Raw genomic sequence first — 19,363 nt, 5'->3', positions numbered from 1 at the left:
GCCAGCCGAAAAAATATTTAACCAACGCTACCTTCAAGGCTAATATTGATGAGTTTTTGCGCTTCGACTGCAAATTCCATCGGTAGCTTTTGAATAACTTCCTTAACAAAACCATTGACGATCAAAGCAATGGCTTCCTCTTCAGGAATACCACGTTGCATCACGTAAAATAATTGGTCGTCGGAAATTTTGGACGTGGTTGCCTCATGCTCAAATTGAGCAGTTGCATTTTTTGCTTCGATATATGGCACTGTATGGGCACCGCAATCATTGCCAATAAGCAAGCTATCACATTGCGTGAAGTTACGTGCGTTGGCAGCATTTCTTTGGGCAGTGACTAGGCCGCGATAGGTATTGTTGGAAAAACCAGCCGATATGCCCTTAGAAATGATACGACTTGAGGTGTTTTTACCCAAGTGGATCATTTTGGTGCCGGAATCAATTTGCTGATAACCATTAGATACGGCGATTGAATAGAATTCGCCGCGCGAATTATCACCACGTAGGATACAAGATGGATATTTCCAAGTAATGGCCGAGCCGGTTTCTACCTGTGTCCAAGAAATTTTGGAGTTATCGCCACGGCAGTCCCCACGCTTGGTTACAAAGTTGTAAATGCCGCCTTTTCCTTCCTTGTCGCCAGGATACCAGTTTTGTACAGTTGAATACTTAATTTCAGCATCTTTTAAGGCAATCAGCTCAACCACAGCTGCGTGAAGCTGATTTTCATCGCGTTGCGGCGCGGTACAACCTTCAAGATAGGAGACGTAACCACCTTCTTCAACGATGATTAATGTGCGTTCAAACTGGCCTGTATTGCGCTCGTTGATGCGGAAATAAGTAGACAATTCCATAGGGCAGCGTACACCCTTTGGCACATAGACAAATGAACCATCAGTAAATACAGCAGAATTAAGTGCTGTATAATAATTGTCGGCAACTGGAACCACCGATGCAAGATATTTTTGCACAAGCTCAGGATATTCGCGAATAGCTTCTGAAATTGAGCAGAAGATAACGCCAGCACTGGCTAACTCTTTTTTGAATGTTGTTACAACCGATACGGAATCGAATACAGCATCAACAGCAACGCGGCCACTTGCATAAATATTATCTTCAAGCTCTGAGCGCTCATCTTGTTTGCGAACGCCAGCAAGAATTTCCTGCTCTTTCAGCGGAATACCAAGCTTTTCATAGGTTGCCAATAGTTCAGGGTCAACCTCATCTAAAGATTTGGGACCGTCCTGATTTTTGGGGGCAGCATAATAATAAAGATCTTGAAAATCTACTTTAGGATATTCAAGGCGCGCCCAATGGGGCTCGCTCATATTAAGCCAGCGTTGGAAAGCCTGAAGACGCCACTCAAGCATCCATTCAGGCTCGCTCTTTTTCGCAGAAATGAAACGAATAATATCTTCGTTTAAGCCTTTTGGGGCTTTATCTGTTTCAATCTCGGTTTCAAAACCATATTTATATTGGTCAACGTCAATTTCGCTAACCTGTCTTATTGTTTCCTGCACTGCAGGCATAAGCTTATCTCCATCCTGGCCGGGTCAAAGTCCAGCAGTTATTGAAAAAGCAAAAAATGATATTAGAATTGCTTTATAAAACCAATATAATTGATTAGAATCAAAATTCAATAAACATGACAATATCACTCAAGCTTTATTTGTTTTTAAAACTATTCTAAAAAAATTCAAGCCTTTTGCGAATTTTTTTTAAATCTGCTGACAATTTTTTGTGTTTCTGCTAAAAAAGTGTCGATATCTTGTAATTCTGTCCGCCAACCTGTGGAAATTCGTATGGCACCATTGTCATCATCATAATTCATAGCTTTGAGAACAGGGCTACTAGATACTTTCCCTGACGAGCAGGCAGATCCTGCGGAAACTGCAATTCCTGCCAAATCATAAGCGATTTGCAATGTTTCAGCTTTCATGTCTGGAATGGAAAAGAATGTTGTATTCGGTAATCGCTCTGACTGTTCGCCATGGATGATACAATCGGGCGAAATTTCTTTTAATCCTTGTTCAAGATGATTGCGTAGGGTCTTTAGGCGGCTATATTCGTTATCGTGCCGTTTGATGTCTTCAACGGCTGCACCAAAAGCGCTAATCATGCCTACAGCTTGCGTTCCACTGCGGTGACCATGTTCTTGGCCGCCGCCAGTAAGTAAGGCTTTAGGCATTAAAACGCTGCCCAATGCGATTAACGCGCCAATGCCCTTGGGTGCCCCCAATTTATGACCGCTTATAAAGACGAAATCTGCGCCAAGCTCCGCAAGATCAATAGGCATTTTGCCATAAGCTTGCACAATATCCGCAACAAAAACCCCGCCAGATTGTTTTACAGTATCAGCAATTTGACCAATTGGCTGCAAAACGCCAGTTTCATGATTGGCATATTGAATACTAATAAGAGGTAATCCAGCAGATTTATCATGTTTTTTAAGTTCATTTTCTAAAATATTACAATCAATTAAACCATTTTTATCAACTGGAATAGTAACTATATCTGCTTTATCAAAACGCCCGCCAGCTAAAACGCAAGGATGTTCAGTCGCACTAACATAGAGTTTAGAAAATAAAACAGCGCTGCGCCCCATCATGTAATGAGGGGTAAGAGCAAGTGCCGCGCCTTCAGTTGCGCCAGAGGTAAATATGATATTGTCGATATTGCCGTTCAGGCTTTCAGCTATGTGACGTCGTGCGGTTTGGATAAGCGCTTTGGCTGTTCTTCCTTCACTATGAACCGATGACGCATTACCAAAGTGTTCAAAAGACTGCATTAAAGCAGTTTTAGCAGAATCGCTTAGCGGAGTTGTGGCATTAAAATCGAGATAAATGCGGCTTTTGGCCATTAATTCAATCCAATTATATAAAAAATTTGCTTTTTAATGGTTTAACTGCGTAATTTTCTTGAAAAATACATAGCATAACGCCTATTTAACAAATAGCGACATGTTTACCAGTTATGAAACATGATTTTTTTAAGAAAAGTGGATTTTTCCAACAATCTTTAATCAATTTAAAGCGTCGGTGAGTAAGCGTCAAGTGGAGCTTAATAACACCATGCTAACTAAAGATTTGGCGAATTATTGGAGTAATGGATGCCTGAAATAATTTTTAACGGCCCGGCTGGGCGTCTCGAAGGCCGCTATCAACCTTCATCAGAAAAAAATGCCCCTATTGCGATTATCTTGCATCCACATCCACAATTTGGCGGCACAATGAATAATAAGATCATTTATGATCTATTTTATATGTTTCAAGAACGCGATTTTACCACATTGCGCTTTAATTTTCGCGGTATTGGCCGCAGCCAAGGTGAGTTTGATCACGGCGCAGGTGAATTATCTGATGCCGCCGCCGCGTTGGATTGGGTTCAATCGCTCCATCCAGATTCTCGCAATTGTTGGGTTGCGGGCTATTCTTTTGGCTCTTGGATTGGTATGCAATTATTAATGCGCCGCCCAGAAATTGAAGGTTTTATTTCAGTTGCGCCGCAACCTAATACTTACGATTTTTCCTTTTTGGCACCATGCCCATCATCAGGACTTATCATTCATGGTGATGCGGATAAGGTTGCGCCTCCAAAAGATGTGCAGTCTTTGGTCGATAAATTAAAAACCCAAAAGGGGATTACAATCACTCAAAAAACCTTGGAAGGTGCAAACCATTTCTTTACGGGGCGTGTTGAAGAGCTAATTGAAGATTGTTCTGAATATCTAGATCGCCGCCTTGCTGGTGAGCTTTCAGAGCCAAGAATGAAGCGTTTGCGCTAAAAATATTGAAAAACAGGGAGCGCATCGCCTTTTAATATAAGGCAGATGTGCTCTGGCAATGTCATTAACAGCCTATTAGGCAATAAATTTAATTGGTTATAGCGGTAATTTAAAGCTTTAATAATCATGGCACTCTCAAAGGTTTGAGAAGACGATGCTTTGGGTTAAGCTGCTGCTATTTTTGAAAAACGTTGCAATTTGTAGATGATATCGAATTAAAATAGTAAACTAAACAAGCAGCATTTTAAATGATGGATTTTAATAATGCTGACAAAAGGGAGCAATAGATGGCCGTTCAAGATGGCACTGAGCTCGTCTTTTTACCACTTGGTGGTGTAGGCGAGATTGGTATGAACCTTGCGCTATATGGTTATGGCGCCGAAGATGACCGCGAGTGGTTATTGGTTGATATGGGGGTAAGTTTCGCAGGGCCGGAATTACCCGGAGCAGATTTGATCTTGCCCGATATTCGTTTTTTAGAAAGTGAGCGCCATAATATTCGTGGGTTAATTATCACCCATGCTCATGAAGATCACTATGGTGCGGTGCTTGATTTATGGCCAAGATTAAAAATTCCGGTTTATTGCACTGCTTTTACTGCTGGCATGTTGGAAACCAAACGGCAATCAGATTACCAATCTTATGAAGTACCGTTGACGTTATTCAAAGCTGGTGAGCGTTTTCAGGTTGGTCCTTTTGAAGTTGAGGCTGTTGCAGTTAACCACTCTATTCCTGAACCTGTCTCTTTAGTATTGCGCACCCCACTTGGTAATGTAGTCCATACAGGCGATTGGAAGATTGATCCAGAACCAACCCTTGGCAATACTACCGACGAAGCAAGGTTTCGCCAAGTTGGTGATGAAGGTGTTCTAGCGCTTATTTGTGATTCAACCAATGCTATGGTGGAGGGTACCTCACCAACGGAAACAGCCGTTAGCGAAAGCTTAGCAACTATCATTGGCAATGCCAAGGGAAGAGTTGCGATCACAACTTTTGCCTCAAATGTTGGTCGTATTAAATCTATTGCGGTTGCGGCTCAGCATGCAGAGCGTAAAGTGCTTTTACTGGGACGCTCAATGAAGCGCAGTGTTTTAGTTGCGCAAGAACTTGGAATGATGGAAGGGCTGGATCCATTTTTATCTGAAGAGGATTATCCTTATATCCCCCGCGATAAAATTGTTATAATCCTTACAGGATCCCAAGGCGAACAGCGCGCAGCATTAGCCAAAATTGCACGCGATGAAATGCGCGATATTGAACTTGGTGCCGGCGATATGGTGATTTATTCATCTCGTTCTATTCCGGGTAACGAAAAAGCCATTATTGAAACTCAAAATCTATTAATCGATCGCGGTGTTGAAGTGGTAACTGAGCGTAATGGCCTTGTTCATGTATCTGGGCACCCACGCCGTGATGAATTGCGGCAAATGTACAAATGGGTACGTCCAGATGTTCTTGTTCCAGTTCACGGCGAGGCAGCACATTTGACAGCCCATGCAGCTTTGGGTGCACAAGAGGGCATTAAGAAAGTTGCGTCAATTCGCAATGGCGATATGCTTTTATTAGCTCCCGGTGAAGCACGCATTATTGATGAAGTGCCTGTCGGACGTATTTATAAAGATGGATATCTTCTTGGTGACGAGGATGAACTTGGTATTCGCGAACGCCGCAAGTTAAGCTATGTCGGTCATGTTGCTGTATCTTTGCTAATGGATAAAAACTTTGAATTGGCAAGTGCACCTGATCTTGTAGCTTATGGTGTACCAGAAACTGACGGGCGTGGTGAGTTGATGGAAGACCTATTAATGGATCGGGTTGAAGATGCAATTGGCTCTATTCCAAAACAGCGCCGCCGCGATGGCGAAGTTGTGCGAGAGTCCGCACGCAGAGCAGTGCGTTCAGCCGTCAATGAAATTTGGGGTAAAAAGCCTGTTGTAACGGTATTTTTGCATCGTAAGTAAAAAATATATAGCGATATATATGTAAATAAAAAGCCCTTTTCACTGATGAAAAGGGCTTTTTATTTTTTTGCAATTTAAACGGCTTATTTGCCTTCTAGCTGTTGCAAGCGATAATTGAGCAGCCGTGAAAAACGCTTTTCAAAGTTAAGGGTTTCGACGCGCTCGAAATAGGCTTGTGCGCGGTCTTGTTTGCGCATGATACGGCCCACTACTTTATTGATGTCAGCTTGTAATTCCTTACAGTCTTTACGATAATAAAGGGAACGGATAGCATGCTCCATTTCACTTGCATGGGCACGAGCGATAATAATGTGGCTTTCTTCATGACGGCGAATATCGCGGTATAACACATCCCAAATAAGTGCAAGTTCGGCTGAGCGCGTTGAGTTGCGCTGCTTCCAACGTGGAAGTAATACTTTAGCCTGAATATCGATTTCAGCCTTAGCCACCTTGCAATAACGTCCATCTTTTACAAGGCGAATATTTGGAACAAACTTCAAACGTGTAGCACCAGGATGGCGGCTACCTGTGGTTTTTAGGAATGGACCGCTCCCTGACATTGAGCGATCAAGTTCAGCCGCAGTATTTCCGGAAATTGTATAAAAACTATCTTTACGATAAATTTTGGATGCCGATGCGGATTGCGCCAAGCAGACTGCTGACAAAGCTGCTAGAATAATAGTGGGAAGCATGCGCATTAACCGATACTCCTGAAATGCGGTATATGAGTAGTTGAGGATAAGGATAAACTTATTGTATAGAAGTGTAATTATTATTGATAAAACAGAATCTCTTAAAAAAAGTAAATTCTATGAATAAAATTTGGAAATGTGCACATAATCGCGAAATTATTTTAGGACCTCAGTCCATATTAATGGGAATTTTAAACGTAACCCCAGATTCTTTTTCTGACGGTGGTCGCTTTAATCAACCGGATATTGCTGTCCAAAAAGCCAAAGCAATGATTGAAGCAGGTGCAATTATCATTGATATTGGTGCTGAGACTACAAAACCAGGCGCAGAGCCGATAGATGTGGAAACTGAGTTAAGTAGGCTTATACCCGTTGTAAAGGCTTTGGTAAAGGAAACAAACTGCGTTATTTCGATTGATACCTATCATGCGCAAACTGCGTTTGAATGTGTTGCATTAGGGGCACATATTATTAATGATGTTTGGGGGCTGCAAAAAGATGCCGATATGGCTGATATTGTTGCAAAAACCGGGGCAGGGGTTGTTATAATGCATACGGGGCGCGAACGCTCGCGCGACAGTGATGTTATTAAAGATCAAATCCATTTTTTAACCGAATCACTTAAGCTTGCAAAAAACGCTGGTATTGCTGATGAGGCAATTGTGCTTGACCCAGGCTTTGGTTTTGCAAAAACTGTTGATGAAAATATGACCTTGATGAAACGTGCAAATGAATTACATGTCTTAGGCTATCCTTTATTGGCTGGTACGTCACGCAAACGTTTTATAGGCAGTATTGCCAACATAGATATCGCCGATCAACGCGATGTTGCAACAGCAGCCACGTCAGTTCTAATGCGCAATCTAGGTTTTGATGTTTTTCGTGTTCACAATATTGAAGTGAATAGGGATGCGCTTTTAATTGCGGATGCTTTTGTAAGGGCTAACGCATAATGAATATAAAAGCAGAAAATTCCTATAAAAAGGTTTGGCTTGGCCTTGGTGGTAATATTGGTGATGTGCCGCATAATATGGCAAACGCATTGCGAAAACTGACTGAAACACCAGATAATAAGCTATTGGATATATCATCCCTATATAAAACACCGCCATGGGGAAATGTTGATCAGCCATGGTTTTATAATAGTTGCGCTTTAATTCATACTCGTCTTGATCCGCAAAGTTTTTTGGACCAATGTTTGAAAGTTGAGTTAAGCCTTAAAAGAGAGCGCCTTGAGCGGTGGGGACCAAGAACAATTGATCTTGATATATTGAGTTTTGAAGGGGTTGAATATTTCAAAACAGATAGTTTAACGCTTCCTCATCCACACATTAGCGAACGATGTTTTGTATTGTTACCACTGGTTGAAATTGCCCCTGATTTAAAGATAGGCGTGAACAAAGTGCGTGATCTTATAAAAAAATGTATAAATGAAGATATTGAAAAAGTTAGCAATGGCAAAGAATGGGTCAATTTTTAACTTGAAATCTCTGAATATTGCAAGAATTGAGTTTTTTAGTCATTAATGCCTAGAGCTAATCTAGAAACTTTACGATAATCATTCCATGGGCGTTGAGGAGATCCCGACGCCCATTTAATAACAAACTCTCCATTTTCATTATAAATTTCAGCCGTGCCATTAAGTGCAATATCGCGCTTTGTAATCAGTAATGCGTTTGCTTTACAGCCTTCATTGGCAAGTTTTGGATAGCTTGTGCTGACATAGTTTAAAAATATAATATCTGCTTGGTCGCAGTTTTCTTTCAAAAAATTTGGATTATCGATGATTGTTAGGTGTTTGTTGCTTTCTAAATTTAGATGACAGATAAATTCTGTGCAGGTAAAGCCAAAGGGAGCTTGGCTATTCACTGGTATGATATCCGCAGGTTTTAACTTCAAACTGCTAAGCCAGTTATTCACAAGGTAACTTGGTGGCCTTAGCTGATTGACTGCAAATTTATGGTCTTTAGTAAAAGACGCAACAAGACGGCCATCTTCCGAAATGAGTATGCTTGGAATTGGTGAGCTAAAAGTAAGTAACATACCAACACAAAGGGGAATAAGTCCAAGTAGCCTTAATCGCGTTTGTAAAAAAAACAGTAGGATTAGACCCAAAGTTAAAAATATCAAATCATGTTCATTAATTATGTTGGTGTTAAAGTCTGGTGAAATAGATGTAACCCAAAATGCAATTTTTTTTACAATATCTACTCCTGCTCCCATAATTTGTAATGGTAACCATTCAAGATGGAGTGGCATTAAAACTGCTGCCATAAGTGCAAAAGGCATCACCAATATAGACATGATAGGAAAGGCAAGCCCATTGCCCAAAATTCCAAGTGGCGCAGTATTGTTGAAATGATAGGCTGCAAAAATTCCACTAGCAAAGCCAGCTACTAAAGAGGCTACAGCGGTTGAAACAATTGGCACCAAAACAAATTTATATAGAAAATTCTTCTTAACTATTTTTCCATTTTGTTTTTTCTCTCGATTGCTCCACCAGCCAAAAACTGCAATTAGTGCGGCTGTTGCAGCAAAGGACATCTGGAAGCTGGGCCCAAGAATTTCATGGGGAGAAATGATAATTGTAATCAATGCAGCAATGGCAATATTTCGCATGGTAAGGGCGGAGCGATCAAATACGATTGCAATCATCATAACGGCAACCATCACATAAGAGCGCTGGGCGGCAACATCTGCTCCAGATAAAATGAGGTAAAATGATGCAGCCAATAGCGCAATGATGGCTGCTAGCTTTTTAGCTGGATAACGCATAGCAAAAGATGGAAAGCAGGATAGAATGAGGCGAGCCACTACCAAAATCATGCCCGTTACCATTGCCATATGTAGGCCGGAAATAGAAAGAATATGGGAGAGCCCGGAAACCCGCAACGCTTTATTGGTATCATCACTAATGCCGCCCCGTTGTCCGGTAATCAATGCAGCAGCCACCGCACCAGCCTCGCCACCAATTGAATTGGTGATACGTTCGGTCATGTTGCTGCGTAGAGTGGCAATGGCTAAAAAAAGCCGCTGGGTTATATTGGTTGGCGCTGAAACTGAAATTAGTTGTGGTTCGCCCATAAAAAAACCTTGGGCGCTAACACCTGAATAATAGTTATGGAACGAAAAATTATAACTGCCGATGCGTGACGGACCGCTAGGAGGGCGCAAGCGAACAAGCCCATAAAGTCCATCACCTATAAGTATATTAGCGGGTAAGCTCCGCGCAGTTAAACGTATCTTATCAGGGGTAAAAGGAAGCGCTGGGTTTTCACTTGCTAAAACTTGAAGATCTAAACGGTAGTCGCCATTAATGCCTTTATCAAGTGATAATATACGACCCTTAATAGTGGTTGTTGAGGTATTGGCAATGATCTGGGTATTTTTTCGAATAGTTTCTACCTTGCCTGCAATGACCCCTGCATTAAAAAGGACAAAGGTAAGAGCAAATAAACGCAACAATCGATTATGACGATAAAGCGCAAAGATTAGAAGACTTAACAGCAATAATAAAAGGAGATAGATTAATGATGGTTCATAATCTAGATTAAAATACCAAATGGAACCACTACCAGCAATAACCGGTACAAATAAAAATATGCTGCCAAGAGCACCTTCAAAATTATATAAATTGCAAAGTCTGTTGAAAATCCTATTTAGGCGATCAAACAGCCAGCTTTTATTTTTGGGTGGAAGGTAGGCAATATCGTCCGGTGTGTCTATTATTGGTGGATGACGTTGATTGGAGGTAGTCTTAACATTTTTAGCCAAATGCTGAAGCTCCTCCTTGCGACAGTTATCTTATTTGATTTTTTATTGTCAGATTTAATAGAAAAATTACTTATTTTTATGTTTATTGTACTGTAATATTTATTTCAATAAGAAAATATTTATCAAATTTATTTTTTTACTTAATTATAATATAATTAATATTATAATTAATAGGCTCAAGGCCTGGCATATGCAACTCAGACGAAACTCCTTTTATAGGCTTAAAGCTGTTTGATCGCTGATTATTGTGCATTTAGCCGTCCTATATTATTGATGACCTTGGCCTCATAACATTGTTTTTTTATAGCAATGATCGCTTTTAATACGCTATCATAATATTGGGTTGTAGTATTTCGGTTGCATAATGAATGTTTTATCAATCAGTAAGTTATTATGCGCTTATATTATGATGAATATTTAAAGATTCTAAAAAGTAATCATTGTTTTATTTTTTTTAATATTTACCAAAGGTTTAATAGACAAAGATCCAAACTATTAAAATCAATCCTTGCTAGATAAAGTAATTTGTACTTTAATCTAACGAGGATTTATGGCTAAGTAAAATAGGCAACCCCAAGGATCTAGTGTGGCTAAATTTTTTCAAGCTTAGGTTATTACCGATTATGAATAATATTTGCAATAAGACTGGTTTTACCAAAATGTTATATTATTTAAATGTCTTTTTAATTTTTTATTCTTTGTTTATGACTATAAATGCAGTTCCATTGAATGCGCAAAATATGAATGGTGCCGAGCAACCTGTCGATGAATACGGAAATCCATTGTGGGATTATAGGGATGGAAATGCTTATATTATTCGCTCAACACCTATATATTCTTGTCCATCAAAAAAATGTAAAATAATCAACACCCTCGATGCAGGCTGTCCAATTAGCTATTATGCTCCTGTTGAAAGTGAAGGCTATGGTGAATGGTTACGTTTAAAAAACTATTCATGTTTAAAAGGGGATCAACTCGATAGTAATGATTATGTTGATGCTGGATATGTTTTAAAGAAAAATACCGATTGGCAGATCTCGAACTTATTGGTGTATCCTTTTGATAGAAATATAGATGATAACGGTAATGATTTTGATTTTCAAATACGTTCATGTGAAAATCAAAAGAAATGCCCTATCGTTTTTGATTCAAGAACAGATGATCCGAATGTTTTTTTCGTTTACGAAAAAAAAGAACCGCTTCCAAAAGATAAGGATAAAAGAACGGGATGCTTTTTCGTCATAGAAAAAGTTAATTCTTTGTCTTTGTATGATTATTGGCTATACACTGAAATGTTTGATGATGGGTGTAAGTCGAAAAATCCGAAATGGTTTGGGGCAGCATCTTTCAAACTTTTCAAAAAGCCAAGGGCACCGTTTGATATCAATGAGGCTTTGAATGTTGGTGGATATAGGCCAGCAGGTGGTTTTGTTTTGGCTAAGAATGAACCAATTACAATCAACGCTCAAGCCCTAGTTATTTCAATGGATAAAGTTGAAATCAATTCGGTTTATGAAAACAAAACAAATAAAGACATAACAACAAATGTTTTCTTTTCACTGCCACCATTAGAAATCGACCCTAAGACACATACATCTGATGACATTCAAAAGTTTGGAATTGACATGAGCCAGTTGAGTGAAAAAGACAGGTTCGTGGATTTTGAAGTGTGGGTCGACGGTAAGCGCATTGACTTAAATGGGCAAAGACAAATCATTAAGACAGCCTCGCAAGACAAAGATGTGCTGCAAATATCATTTTATTGGCAGCAGGCTTTTCCTGCAGGCAAACCTGTTACAATGCGCGTTGTTTATAAGCCTTTGAGTGGTAAAGGTTCGCCGAAACCTATAAGTACACTTTTAAAAACGATCAACAATGAGAAGGTTGTTAATGAGTTTTGTATCGACAAAGGCTTTATCAATGGCGTGTCTTTGAAGCAAAAAGCTGGCTATGAAACAGGCGTTATAACGCCCGTTGGTTATCTTTTAACAGCTAATGAAAACTGGAATGATGGCATAATTGGTGGTTTTCGTCTTGTTATTGATAAAGGAGACCCTGATAATCTGATTAGTTTGTGTGGTGATGGTGTCAAAAAAATTAGCTCTACACAATTTGAAATCAAAGCGCAAAATTATAGGCCACAAGATAATCTATCTATCCTCATTCTTAATGCTTGGGAAAAATAAGGCCTTGTCGCAAGTTTTATAAATTTACATGAGGTATAAAATGAAAAAAAGTGCGGTTGTTTTTATGTTTATTGGTTCGCTTTTTATTTCATCTAATAGTTGGTGCTATGCTGAAACTTCTGATGGATTTAAACAAACTGAATATTTAGCAACGATTAACAGAACAGAATCTCAATACAAAATGGGGCTATATTACTATTATGGAAATGAAGTTGCACAAAATAAGATGGAAGCTATAAAGTGGTTTAAACGCTCTGCTGAAAGAGGGGGCGCTGAAGCCCAATATATGCTAGGTTTGATATATTTAAATAGTGAAAATAATAAGAAGGAAGAAGAGTCATTTAAATGGTTCAAGCTAGCCGCCGATAATGACCATACAAACGCCCAATTTGAACTAGGTAAATATTATTATATAGCACCATCATAAAGATATAACGCAGTAGAGGCATTTAAATGGTTTGAGTTAGCAGCGGTTAAAGGGCACCCACAAGCGCAAATTTTTTTATCTGATTTTTACTATTTTGGCCAAGTAGTTGAAAAAGATGAATATATGTCGTTTGAATGGTGTAAAAAATCAGCTGAACAAAGTTATTATAGAGCTCAAAGTAACTTAGGTGAAAAATTTTTTTATGGTCGCGGTATAAAAAAATAAAAACGAAGCGTTTAAATGGTTTCAGAAGGCTGCTTTACAAGGATTTGATAGAGCGCAGTATTTTTTGGGCGTTATGTATAAAAATGGAGATGGAGTTGAAAAAATGAAGAGGAAGGAAAACGATATATTAAATTAGCTGAAGATCAAGACATATGGCTAGTTAATAGAGAAAATAGTATTCCATGATAATATGTCACGTTGTGATAAACGGGTAATGCTATATTGCCCATGAGCATTTACGTGACATTGGAAATCGTCAAGGTTTACCGTCCGCAGCTTAAGCTAAAAATCTGCGCAATACAAAATTTGCAACACTGTGAAAAATCATCTATCTGCAATGAGCTTCGACTTGGCCGTTGATAAAAAACGATTGGATAATTCGCCGCTGGTCGCTCTTGCTAAGAGTAGTGCCCCTACCATTACCGACAAATCATAGATTGCATCGTCTTCAGCGGTATCAGTGTCTTCTAGCGTGGTAAGAATAGCTAAAAGTTGTTCTATTCCCTGCTTAAAAGAATTTTTAATCATTTCGCTGGTGTCATGACGCGAAATATCCATGGCGAGACATGGTATAGGGCAACCTTCAGCAACATTGTTTTTGTTTTGTTGTGACAAGTAGCCTTCTAATATTACTTGCCGCGCCAGTGCATGGGATGGTGCGTCTTTTACTTTTTTTTGCCATTTTTCGTTTGAAGCGTTAAACATCAGCGAACAAATCTTGGTCAATAATTCATCTTTTGAGCTGTAATGCTTATAAAATCCACCATGGGTTAAACCGGATGCATTCATAAGATCCGCGATACTGACTTTTAGCCCCTTTTCTTTGATGAGCTTCGCGGTTGTTTCTTCTATTCTTGTGCGATTTTGGATCATTTTGTCCTTTGAAACTCTTGGCATAAAACCTCCAAATCTTTTTTATTAATCAGTTTAAGAATAATAAGTCATTTAACCCATTAAATACATTTTAAAATAAAAATTGCATTAAAATAGATTTCACCTATAATCTATTTTTCATTTTGCACACAAATGAAAACAACAGATTAAGTAAACGCCTATTCCCCTGTTAATGCATTTAAGAAGAATAAGGTTCAATATGCCGTCAGAAAAATTTTCCCCAAATTTTATTTACATAATTATCGGTAGTGCAATAATTTTAGCACTTTCTTTGGGGATTCGTCATGGGTTTGGGCTATATCTTGTGCCTATGAGCAATGAATTGGCGTGGGGGCATAGTGTTTTCAGCTTAGCAATTGCGATGCAAAACTTACTTTGGGGGATAGTGCAACCTTTTACTGGTGCTTTTTCTGACAAATATGGCGCTAAAAAAACCGTCCTTATTGGCGGTATTCTTTATAGTTTAGGCTTATTGTTAATGGCGACTAGTTCATCGGGTATTATGTTGAACCTAAGCCTTGGTGTTATTTTAGAATTGGCACTATCGGCAACGTCTTTTTCAGTATTGCTTTCTGCTGTTGGCCGTGCGGCACCAGTGCAAAAACGCGGCTTAGCGATGGGGATGGCCAGTGCGGCAGGCTCATTGGGGCAATTTATAATGTTACCTTCAACATTACTTTTAATCAAAAACTATGGTTGGTCTATATCTTTGCTTGTCAGTGCTTTATTAAGTGCATTGATTATACCATTAGCTTTTTTATTAAAAGTTCCGCAATCGCCAAAAGGTGCTGCTTCTTTAGCGAAAAATAAACAACAAGCCTCATTAAAAGAAGTAATTGGCATTGCTATTAAATATAAGCCATTCCTATTTTTATCTTTAGGTTTTTTTGTTTGTGGCTTTCAAGTTGTTTTCATCGGTATCCATATGCCAGGATATTTGATTGATAATGGTTCGATAATACGAAGGGCACAATATTTTTGGCTCTTGTCGGGCTATTTAATATTGTTGGAACTTATTTAGCGGGATGGCTAGGTGATAAATATTCAAAGCCGCATTTGTTAATGGCACTATACGGATTGCGCGGAGTGGCTATAATTATTTTTTTAACTATGCCCTTAACCACTTATTCTGTATATTTATTTGGCGCGTTGATGGGTATTCTTTGGCTATCGACCGTACCTCTAACCAATGGTATTGTTGCCAACATATTTGGAGTGCGCTATTTAACCACACTTGTTGGTCTTGTCTTTTTGGCCCATCAAGTAGGGTCATTTTTCGGAGGTTGGTTAGGTGGTGTTAACCATGACCTCACTGGAAATTATACAAATATATGGATTTTTGCAATTTTTCTAAGTCTAGTTGGTGTATCTGTCCATTTCTTTGTTAATGAAAAGGCTATTATTCATGAATAAATCTCTTAACCTTTTAAAGTTAAATGCTGCACTTATCGCTCTGGGCTTGGTTATATTTGCAGTTTATTTGTGGACAAAAACTCCAGATTTATTTGCAAATTTCAATCATGCTTTTTGCCCTCATTGATAGGATAATAAATGAGGCTACGCTGAAAGCATTTTAAGTTTATGATTACAGTTAAATCGACTTTATAAAAGCGTAATTTAATTTACAGCTTTTACAGGGTGTCTTTATTTTTCAAATATTAACAATCGGTTATATGTTTTTAATTTTTATTCTAATAGGCTGAATAGGGTTACTTCGTATGTTTTTGTTAGGTGAAGAAACGCTAAAAACAGCATTAACTCGGTAAAAAAAATAATCAGAGTTGCATAAAAGGTGAGCGAGTTTCAATTAAACAGTTCAATACTGTAAGCAAATTTTTATCTTGGGCAAATATATTTATGCTCCTCCTAAGAGGAGGCGAGTAAATAAAAAATGCCGCAATAAACATGCGGCATTGTGTGGTTTAATGAATTACTATTGATAAATTTAGCGTTCACGTAAAGCTTCGCCAGCTCTGTTGAGAGGCTTTAACAAATAAGCAATTATGGTCTTTTGTCCCGTACTAATTTCTGTTGTGGCTACCATGCCGGGAAAAATTGAATATTTATGATCCTTTTCAGGATGGTTTTTATCTTTTACATCAATGTAGCTTTGATCTGTCTGCACATGGACACGATAATAGCGAACACGCTTATCTGCTTCATCTTCAATAGTATCTGGTGAAATATAAATAACTTTACCTTTCATAGATCCATATACGCCAGAGTCATAAGCAGAGATTTTTACATTAGCACTTTGTCCATCATGGATAAAAGCAATGTCACGAGGGGTTATCTTGGCTTCGATTACCAATTGATCGTCCTGCGGTACAATTTCCATCAAGATTCCGCCAGGTGCTATAACACCACCAATAGTAGAGACATTGACATTTTTAACAATGCCTTCTGTTGGGGATGTAATAACTCTGCGGCTAAGTTGATCTTTTAAGCCTCCTAGGCTTTTGATTAGCGGCTCTAATTCGCTCATGGTTTTGGTGTAATCATCACGTAATGCCACAAGATATTGATTTTGACTAGCGCCAAGACTGGTAGTGAGCTCAGCAACAATTTGCTGAAGACGTAGAAGTTCAGTCTTGCTTGCCGCGCCACTTTGCATGAGGGGCTGGGCTATTTTAATTTGCTCCTCAGCAAGATTTAACTGGTTTTGGATATTTGAAATGTTTTCTTTAAATGCACGCCTATTAACCGTGAATAGGTTTGTTTCACGCTGCGTTACCTCTTTAAATTTCAATACATCTGCTGGAAAATCAATCTTATCTGCATCGTTTATTTCCGCTTCAATACGCGCAGCCCGAGCTTGCAGCGTGATAATTTTTGATGAGGTTTCATCAAATTTAGCTTGCGACAATTTCATGTCAAGAGTGGCTAATACATCACCTTTTTTAACTGTATCGCCTTCTTTTACAGTAAGATTTTCAATAATTCCGCCTTCAAGGTTCTGGACGATTTGTCCTTTCATTGAAGGAATAACTCGACCTTCGCCTACGGCCACCTCTTGAAGCTCAAAAAGACAAGCCCACACTAAAAAAGCAGCAAGGGCAGTCATCATTATCCAAAGCATTATACGGGCCTTATTCGTTACGCCGTATATTTTGAACATTCCATCACTAAACATAATTTCCCCGCCTTATTTTCTAAATGGGTTTTCTGATGCCTTGGCTGGCTTGATTGACAGCACACCAGAACCCGATTTAGCATATGGGTTGGGCGTTTTTGTGGCTTCGGTAGTCGGTGTTGGCTGCACAGCTTGCTGGCCAGCGCTCATTGCTTTTAATATTTCATCCTTAGGTCCATCCCTAATGATGCGACCATTATCTACAATTAATATCCGGTCAACGAGTGATAAAACTGGATATCTATGGGTAGCAACGATTAGCGTGCGATTGGTTAGCCATTGTTGGAGATTGCGTAAAACTTCAACTTCCGTCCCCTCATCAAGAGATGCAGTGGGTTCGTCTAGGATTACGACGTTAGGTGAACGTAAATAAAGACGGCTCAGCATAAGCGCTTGTTTTTGTCCACCTGAAAGTCCAATACCACTTTCGCGTAGTTTTAAATCCAAACCATGAGGCTGATTTAGTAATAATTTATCTGCACATGCTAGTCGCATTGCTTTTAAAATATCTTCATCGCTTGCTAATGGGCTACCAATAAGAAGATTATCACGCAATGTGCCGTAAAAAAGGCTTGATTCTTGCAGCATTGCACCAACGTCGCGGCGGATATCTGCAATATCAATAATTTTCATTGGTGTGCCATCAAGCGTAATTTGACCTTGAACAGGGGCAGAAAGTCCAGCAATCATACGCAATAGTGTAGATTTACCAGCACCAACACGCCCCAATACAGCAATCCGCTCACCAGCTGTGACAGTCAAGCGAGGTATAACTAAGGCTGGTTTTTCCATAGGACCATAGGCATAGGCAACATTTGTAAAGTCGAAGTTACCTAAAATCACGGGCTTATGGTAATAATCATTTTTGCTGTCATGATCGACTGGTAAAGTGAGCAAACCATCAAGCGCTTTTTTACCAACGCGGGCATTTTGCAAACGACCCAAAATACCTGGAATTTGTGCTAATGGAGCAATTGTACGACTGGTTAGGATAGAGCAGGCAAGCACAGCACCAAATGACATGACATTGTTCAAAATACCATATACACCCGCAACAATTACGCCGACATAAGCAAGCTGTTGTATCATTTGTGAAAAATGCATCAATAGCGCAGCCCATTTGCGCTGTTTCAAGCTGATGTCACCGCTCGTCTTGTTGACGTTATCCCAGACATTACGAAAGCGTGGTTCTGCTTGTAGTAATTTAATGTCTTCTGCGCGGTAGATAGATTCCATTAAAACTGCGTTGCGCAGCGCCGCTTCGTCAAGGCCAGCATTTGCTAGTTTAGCGAGCGGAATTTGCGCAATGATACCAGGTAGAATAATCAACGGAATAGCAAGGATTGGAATCCAAACTAATGGACCACCAAGCGCCCATATAATGGCCAAGAACACTGTAACAAAAGGTAAATCAATTAATACACCAAGTGTACTAGAGGTAAGCAATTCACGAATTTGGTCAAGATCACGTAGCTGCGAAACCAATGTGCCAGGTGAACGTGGTCGTGAATCATTGCGAATATTTAATGTGCGTGAGAAAAACATACCAGACAATTTTAAGTCAGCAAGCTTTCCAAAATAATCCGTAACTGATACGCGTGACATACGCATCAAGAATTCCATAATCATTGCAATTGCAACGCCGGTAAAAAGAACCCATAGCGTTGAGAGTGATTGCGATGGAACAACGCGATCCCAAACTTGCATCGCAAAAAGTGAAGTACCGATAGCAAGAAGGTTGCCAAAAAGAGAGCCAAGTCCCAATTGCACCATAAGAGGCCAATTGCTGGTAAAAATACCCCTTAACCATGATTGTGGCTTTTCTTCAAGATATTTGTCAAGTCGGTCGTCGCGCACAGCTTCATGACGGTCAAGCAATAAGATTTGACGTTTTCCAGCCTTAAATAGTTGGTCAAGCGCAACACGGCGTTCAAAAGACTTTCCGTTTACTACAAAATGGATCAAAGCCTGCTTTTCATCAAAGGCAGTCAGTAAACCTAGTTCTTTGCCAATTTCAATGACGCATGGCAACATAGTATTAGAAAGATTGCTTTCGTCTATGCTTAAATAGGTTGCGTTAAGGCCACAGGCCAAAGCAATATCTATTGTAGATTGTTTCGGATCCCCGCCTTTTGTCCAAGCTGCTGCATTACGCACCAATTCAGGTGAAGATTTTATACTAAGCTGACGCGCAGCTAGAAGTAAAACATCAGTCCATTTGGTTGCATCAAAGGCAGGTTGTATACTGCTAATATTTTCAATTTTATCGGTCATTATGACACCCCGC

16 protein-coding genes and 1 pseudogene are annotated in these 19,363 nt (G+C 39.4%); 10 read left to right on the top strand and 7 right to left on the bottom strand.

Going from position 1 to position 19,363, the window contains the following annotated elements; all coding sequences use genetic code 11:
* Positions 1 to 17: 17 nt before the first annotated feature.
* Together sufB and N5852_RS08270 are read right to left on the bottom strand one after the other, a co-directional pair.
* Positions 18 to 1,529 carry a Fe-S cluster assembly protein SufB gene (sufB, locus tag N5852_RS08275; RefSeq protein WP_262097362.1) on the bottom strand — a complete coding sequence of 504 codons (1,512 nt, stop codon included), beginning with the start codon at positions 1,527 to 1,529 and terminating at the stop codon, positions 18 to 20.
* A 167-nt stretch (positions 1,530 to 1,696) separates the two neighbouring features.
* A complete protein-coding gene (locus N5852_RS08270; protein ID WP_262097361.1) occupies positions 1,697 to 2,860 on the bottom strand; it encodes a cysteine desulfurase family protein in 1,164 nt (387 codons plus the stop codon).
* Positions 2,861 to 3,109: 249 nt separating this feature from the next.
* Here N5852_RS08270 and N5852_RS08265 point away from each other — a divergent pair, with 249 nt between their 5' ends.
* Both N5852_RS08265 and N5852_RS08260 read left to right on the top strand, forming a co-directional pair.
* Positions 3,110 to 3,784, top strand: a complete 675-nt coding sequence (locus tag N5852_RS08265; protein WP_262097360.1) for an alpha/beta hydrolase — start codon at positions 3,110 to 3,112, stop codon at positions 3,782 to 3,784.
* Between the two features lie 287 nt (positions 3,785 to 4,071).
* Positions 4,072 to 5,745, top strand: a complete 1,674-nt coding sequence (locus tag N5852_RS08260; RefSeq protein WP_262097359.1) for a ribonuclease J — start codon at positions 4,072 to 4,074, stop codon at positions 5,743 to 5,745.
* Between the two features lie 83 nt (positions 5,746 to 5,828).
* Here the strand turns inward: N5852_RS08260 and N5852_RS08255 are convergent, their stop codons facing one another.
* Positions 5,829 to 6,443, bottom strand: coding sequence for a DUF922 domain-containing Zn-dependent protease (locus N5852_RS08255; protein ID WP_262097358.1), 615 nt, complete (start codon positions 6,441 to 6,443; stop codon positions 5,829 to 5,831).
* 113 nt (positions 6,444 to 6,556) lie between these two features.
* Here N5852_RS08255 and folP point away from each other — a divergent pair, with 113 nt between their 5' ends.
* Complete coding sequence (folP, locus tag N5852_RS08250; RefSeq protein ID WP_262097357.1) at positions 6,557 to 7,390, top strand: dihydropteroate synthase; 834 nt, start codon at positions 6,557 to 6,559, stop codon at positions 7,388 to 7,390.
* A complete protein-coding gene (gene folK / locus N5852_RS08245; RefSeq protein WP_262097356.1) occupies positions 7,390 to 7,917 on the top strand; it encodes a 2-amino-4-hydroxy-6-hydroxymethyldihydropteridine diphosphokinase in 528 nt (175 codons plus the stop codon). Before folP ends, folK begins: the two co-directional genes overlap by 1 nt.
* A gap of 35 nt (positions 7,918 to 7,952) precedes the next feature.
* Here the strand turns inward: folK and N5852_RS08240 are convergent, their stop codons facing one another.
* The gene (locus N5852_RS08240; RefSeq protein WP_262097355.1) at positions 7,953 to 10,211 is read right to left on the bottom strand and encodes a ComEC/Rec2 family competence protein; all 2,259 of its coding nucleotides are present in this window, start codon (positions 10,209 to 10,211) and stop codon (positions 7,953 to 7,955) included.
* 623 nt (positions 10,212 to 10,834) lie between these two features.
* On the opposite strand from N5852_RS08240, the gene N5852_RS08235 reads away from it, so the two are divergent.
* The 4 genes and pseudogenes from N5852_RS08235 to N5852_RS14730 all read left to right on the top strand — a co-directional run.
* A complete protein-coding gene (locus N5852_RS08235) occupies positions 10,835 to 12,397 on the top strand; it encodes a DUF4424 family protein (protein ID WP_262097354.1) in 1,563 nt (520 codons plus the stop codon).
* 40 nt (positions 12,398 to 12,437) lie between these two features.
* Positions 12,438 to 12,824 (top strand): tetratricopeptide repeat protein, encoded by a 387-nt coding sequence (locus N5852_RS08230; RefSeq protein WP_262097353.1) that lies wholly within the window; start codon positions 12,438 to 12,440, stop codon positions 12,822 to 12,824.
* Between the two features lie 69 nt (positions 12,825 to 12,893).
* The gene (locus N5852_RS14735) at positions 12,894 to 13,049 is read left to right on the top strand and encodes an SEL1-like repeat protein (RefSeq protein ID WP_410004255.1); all 156 of its coding nucleotides are present in this window, start codon (positions 12,894 to 12,896) and stop codon (positions 13,047 to 13,049) included.
* Positions 13,042 to 13,185 (top strand): annotated as a pseudogene (locus N5852_RS14730) (hypothetical protein); the annotation flags it as partial. The gene N5852_RS14735 and the pseudogene N5852_RS14730, both read left to right, overlap by 8 nt.
* Positions 13,186 to 13,373: 188 nt before the next feature.
* Here N5852_RS14730 and N5852_RS08225 read toward each other — a convergent pair.
* Positions 13,374 to 13,946: a TetR/AcrR family transcriptional regulator gene (locus tag N5852_RS08225; protein ID WP_262097352.1), complete on the bottom strand. Its 573-nt coding sequence runs from the start codon at positions 13,944 to 13,946 to the stop codon at positions 13,374 to 13,376.
* Between the two features lie 196 nt (positions 13,947 to 14,142).
* On the opposite strand from N5852_RS08225, the gene N5852_RS08220 reads away from it, so the two are divergent.
* Positions 14,143 to 14,964, top strand: coding sequence for an MFS transporter (locus tag N5852_RS08220; RefSeq protein WP_262097351.1), 822 nt, complete (start codon positions 14,143 to 14,145; stop codon positions 14,962 to 14,964).
* The gene (locus N5852_RS08215; protein WP_262097350.1) at positions 14,922 to 15,356 is read left to right on the top strand and encodes an MFS transporter; all 435 of its coding nucleotides are present in this window, start codon (positions 14,922 to 14,924) and stop codon (positions 15,354 to 15,356) included. The genes N5852_RS08220 and N5852_RS08215 overlap by 43 nt, the downstream gene beginning before the upstream one ends.
* A 532-nt stretch (positions 15,357 to 15,888) precedes the next feature.
* Here N5852_RS08215 and N5852_RS08210 read toward each other — a convergent pair.
* Together N5852_RS08210 and N5852_RS08205 are read right to left on the bottom strand one after the other, a co-directional pair.
* On the bottom strand, positions 15,889 to 17,076 hold the full coding sequence (locus N5852_RS08210; RefSeq protein WP_182419221.1) for a beta-barrel domain-containing protein: 1,188 nt from the start codon (positions 17,074 to 17,076) through the stop codon (positions 15,889 to 15,891).
* Between the two features lie 12 nt (positions 17,077 to 17,088).
* Positions 17,089 to 19,350: a type I secretion system permease/ATPase gene (locus N5852_RS08205; RefSeq protein WP_262097349.1), complete on the bottom strand. Its 2,262-nt coding sequence runs from the start codon at positions 19,348 to 19,350 to the stop codon at positions 17,089 to 17,091.
* Positions 19,351 to 19,363: the final 13 nt, after the last annotated feature.

The sequence above is a fragment of the Bartonella sp. HY328 genome (assembly GCF_025449335.1).
Lineage (GTDB): Bacteria > Pseudomonadota > Alphaproteobacteria > Rhizobiales > Rhizobiaceae > HY038.
This window is presented reverse-complemented; position numbering and strand designations above follow the sequence as displayed.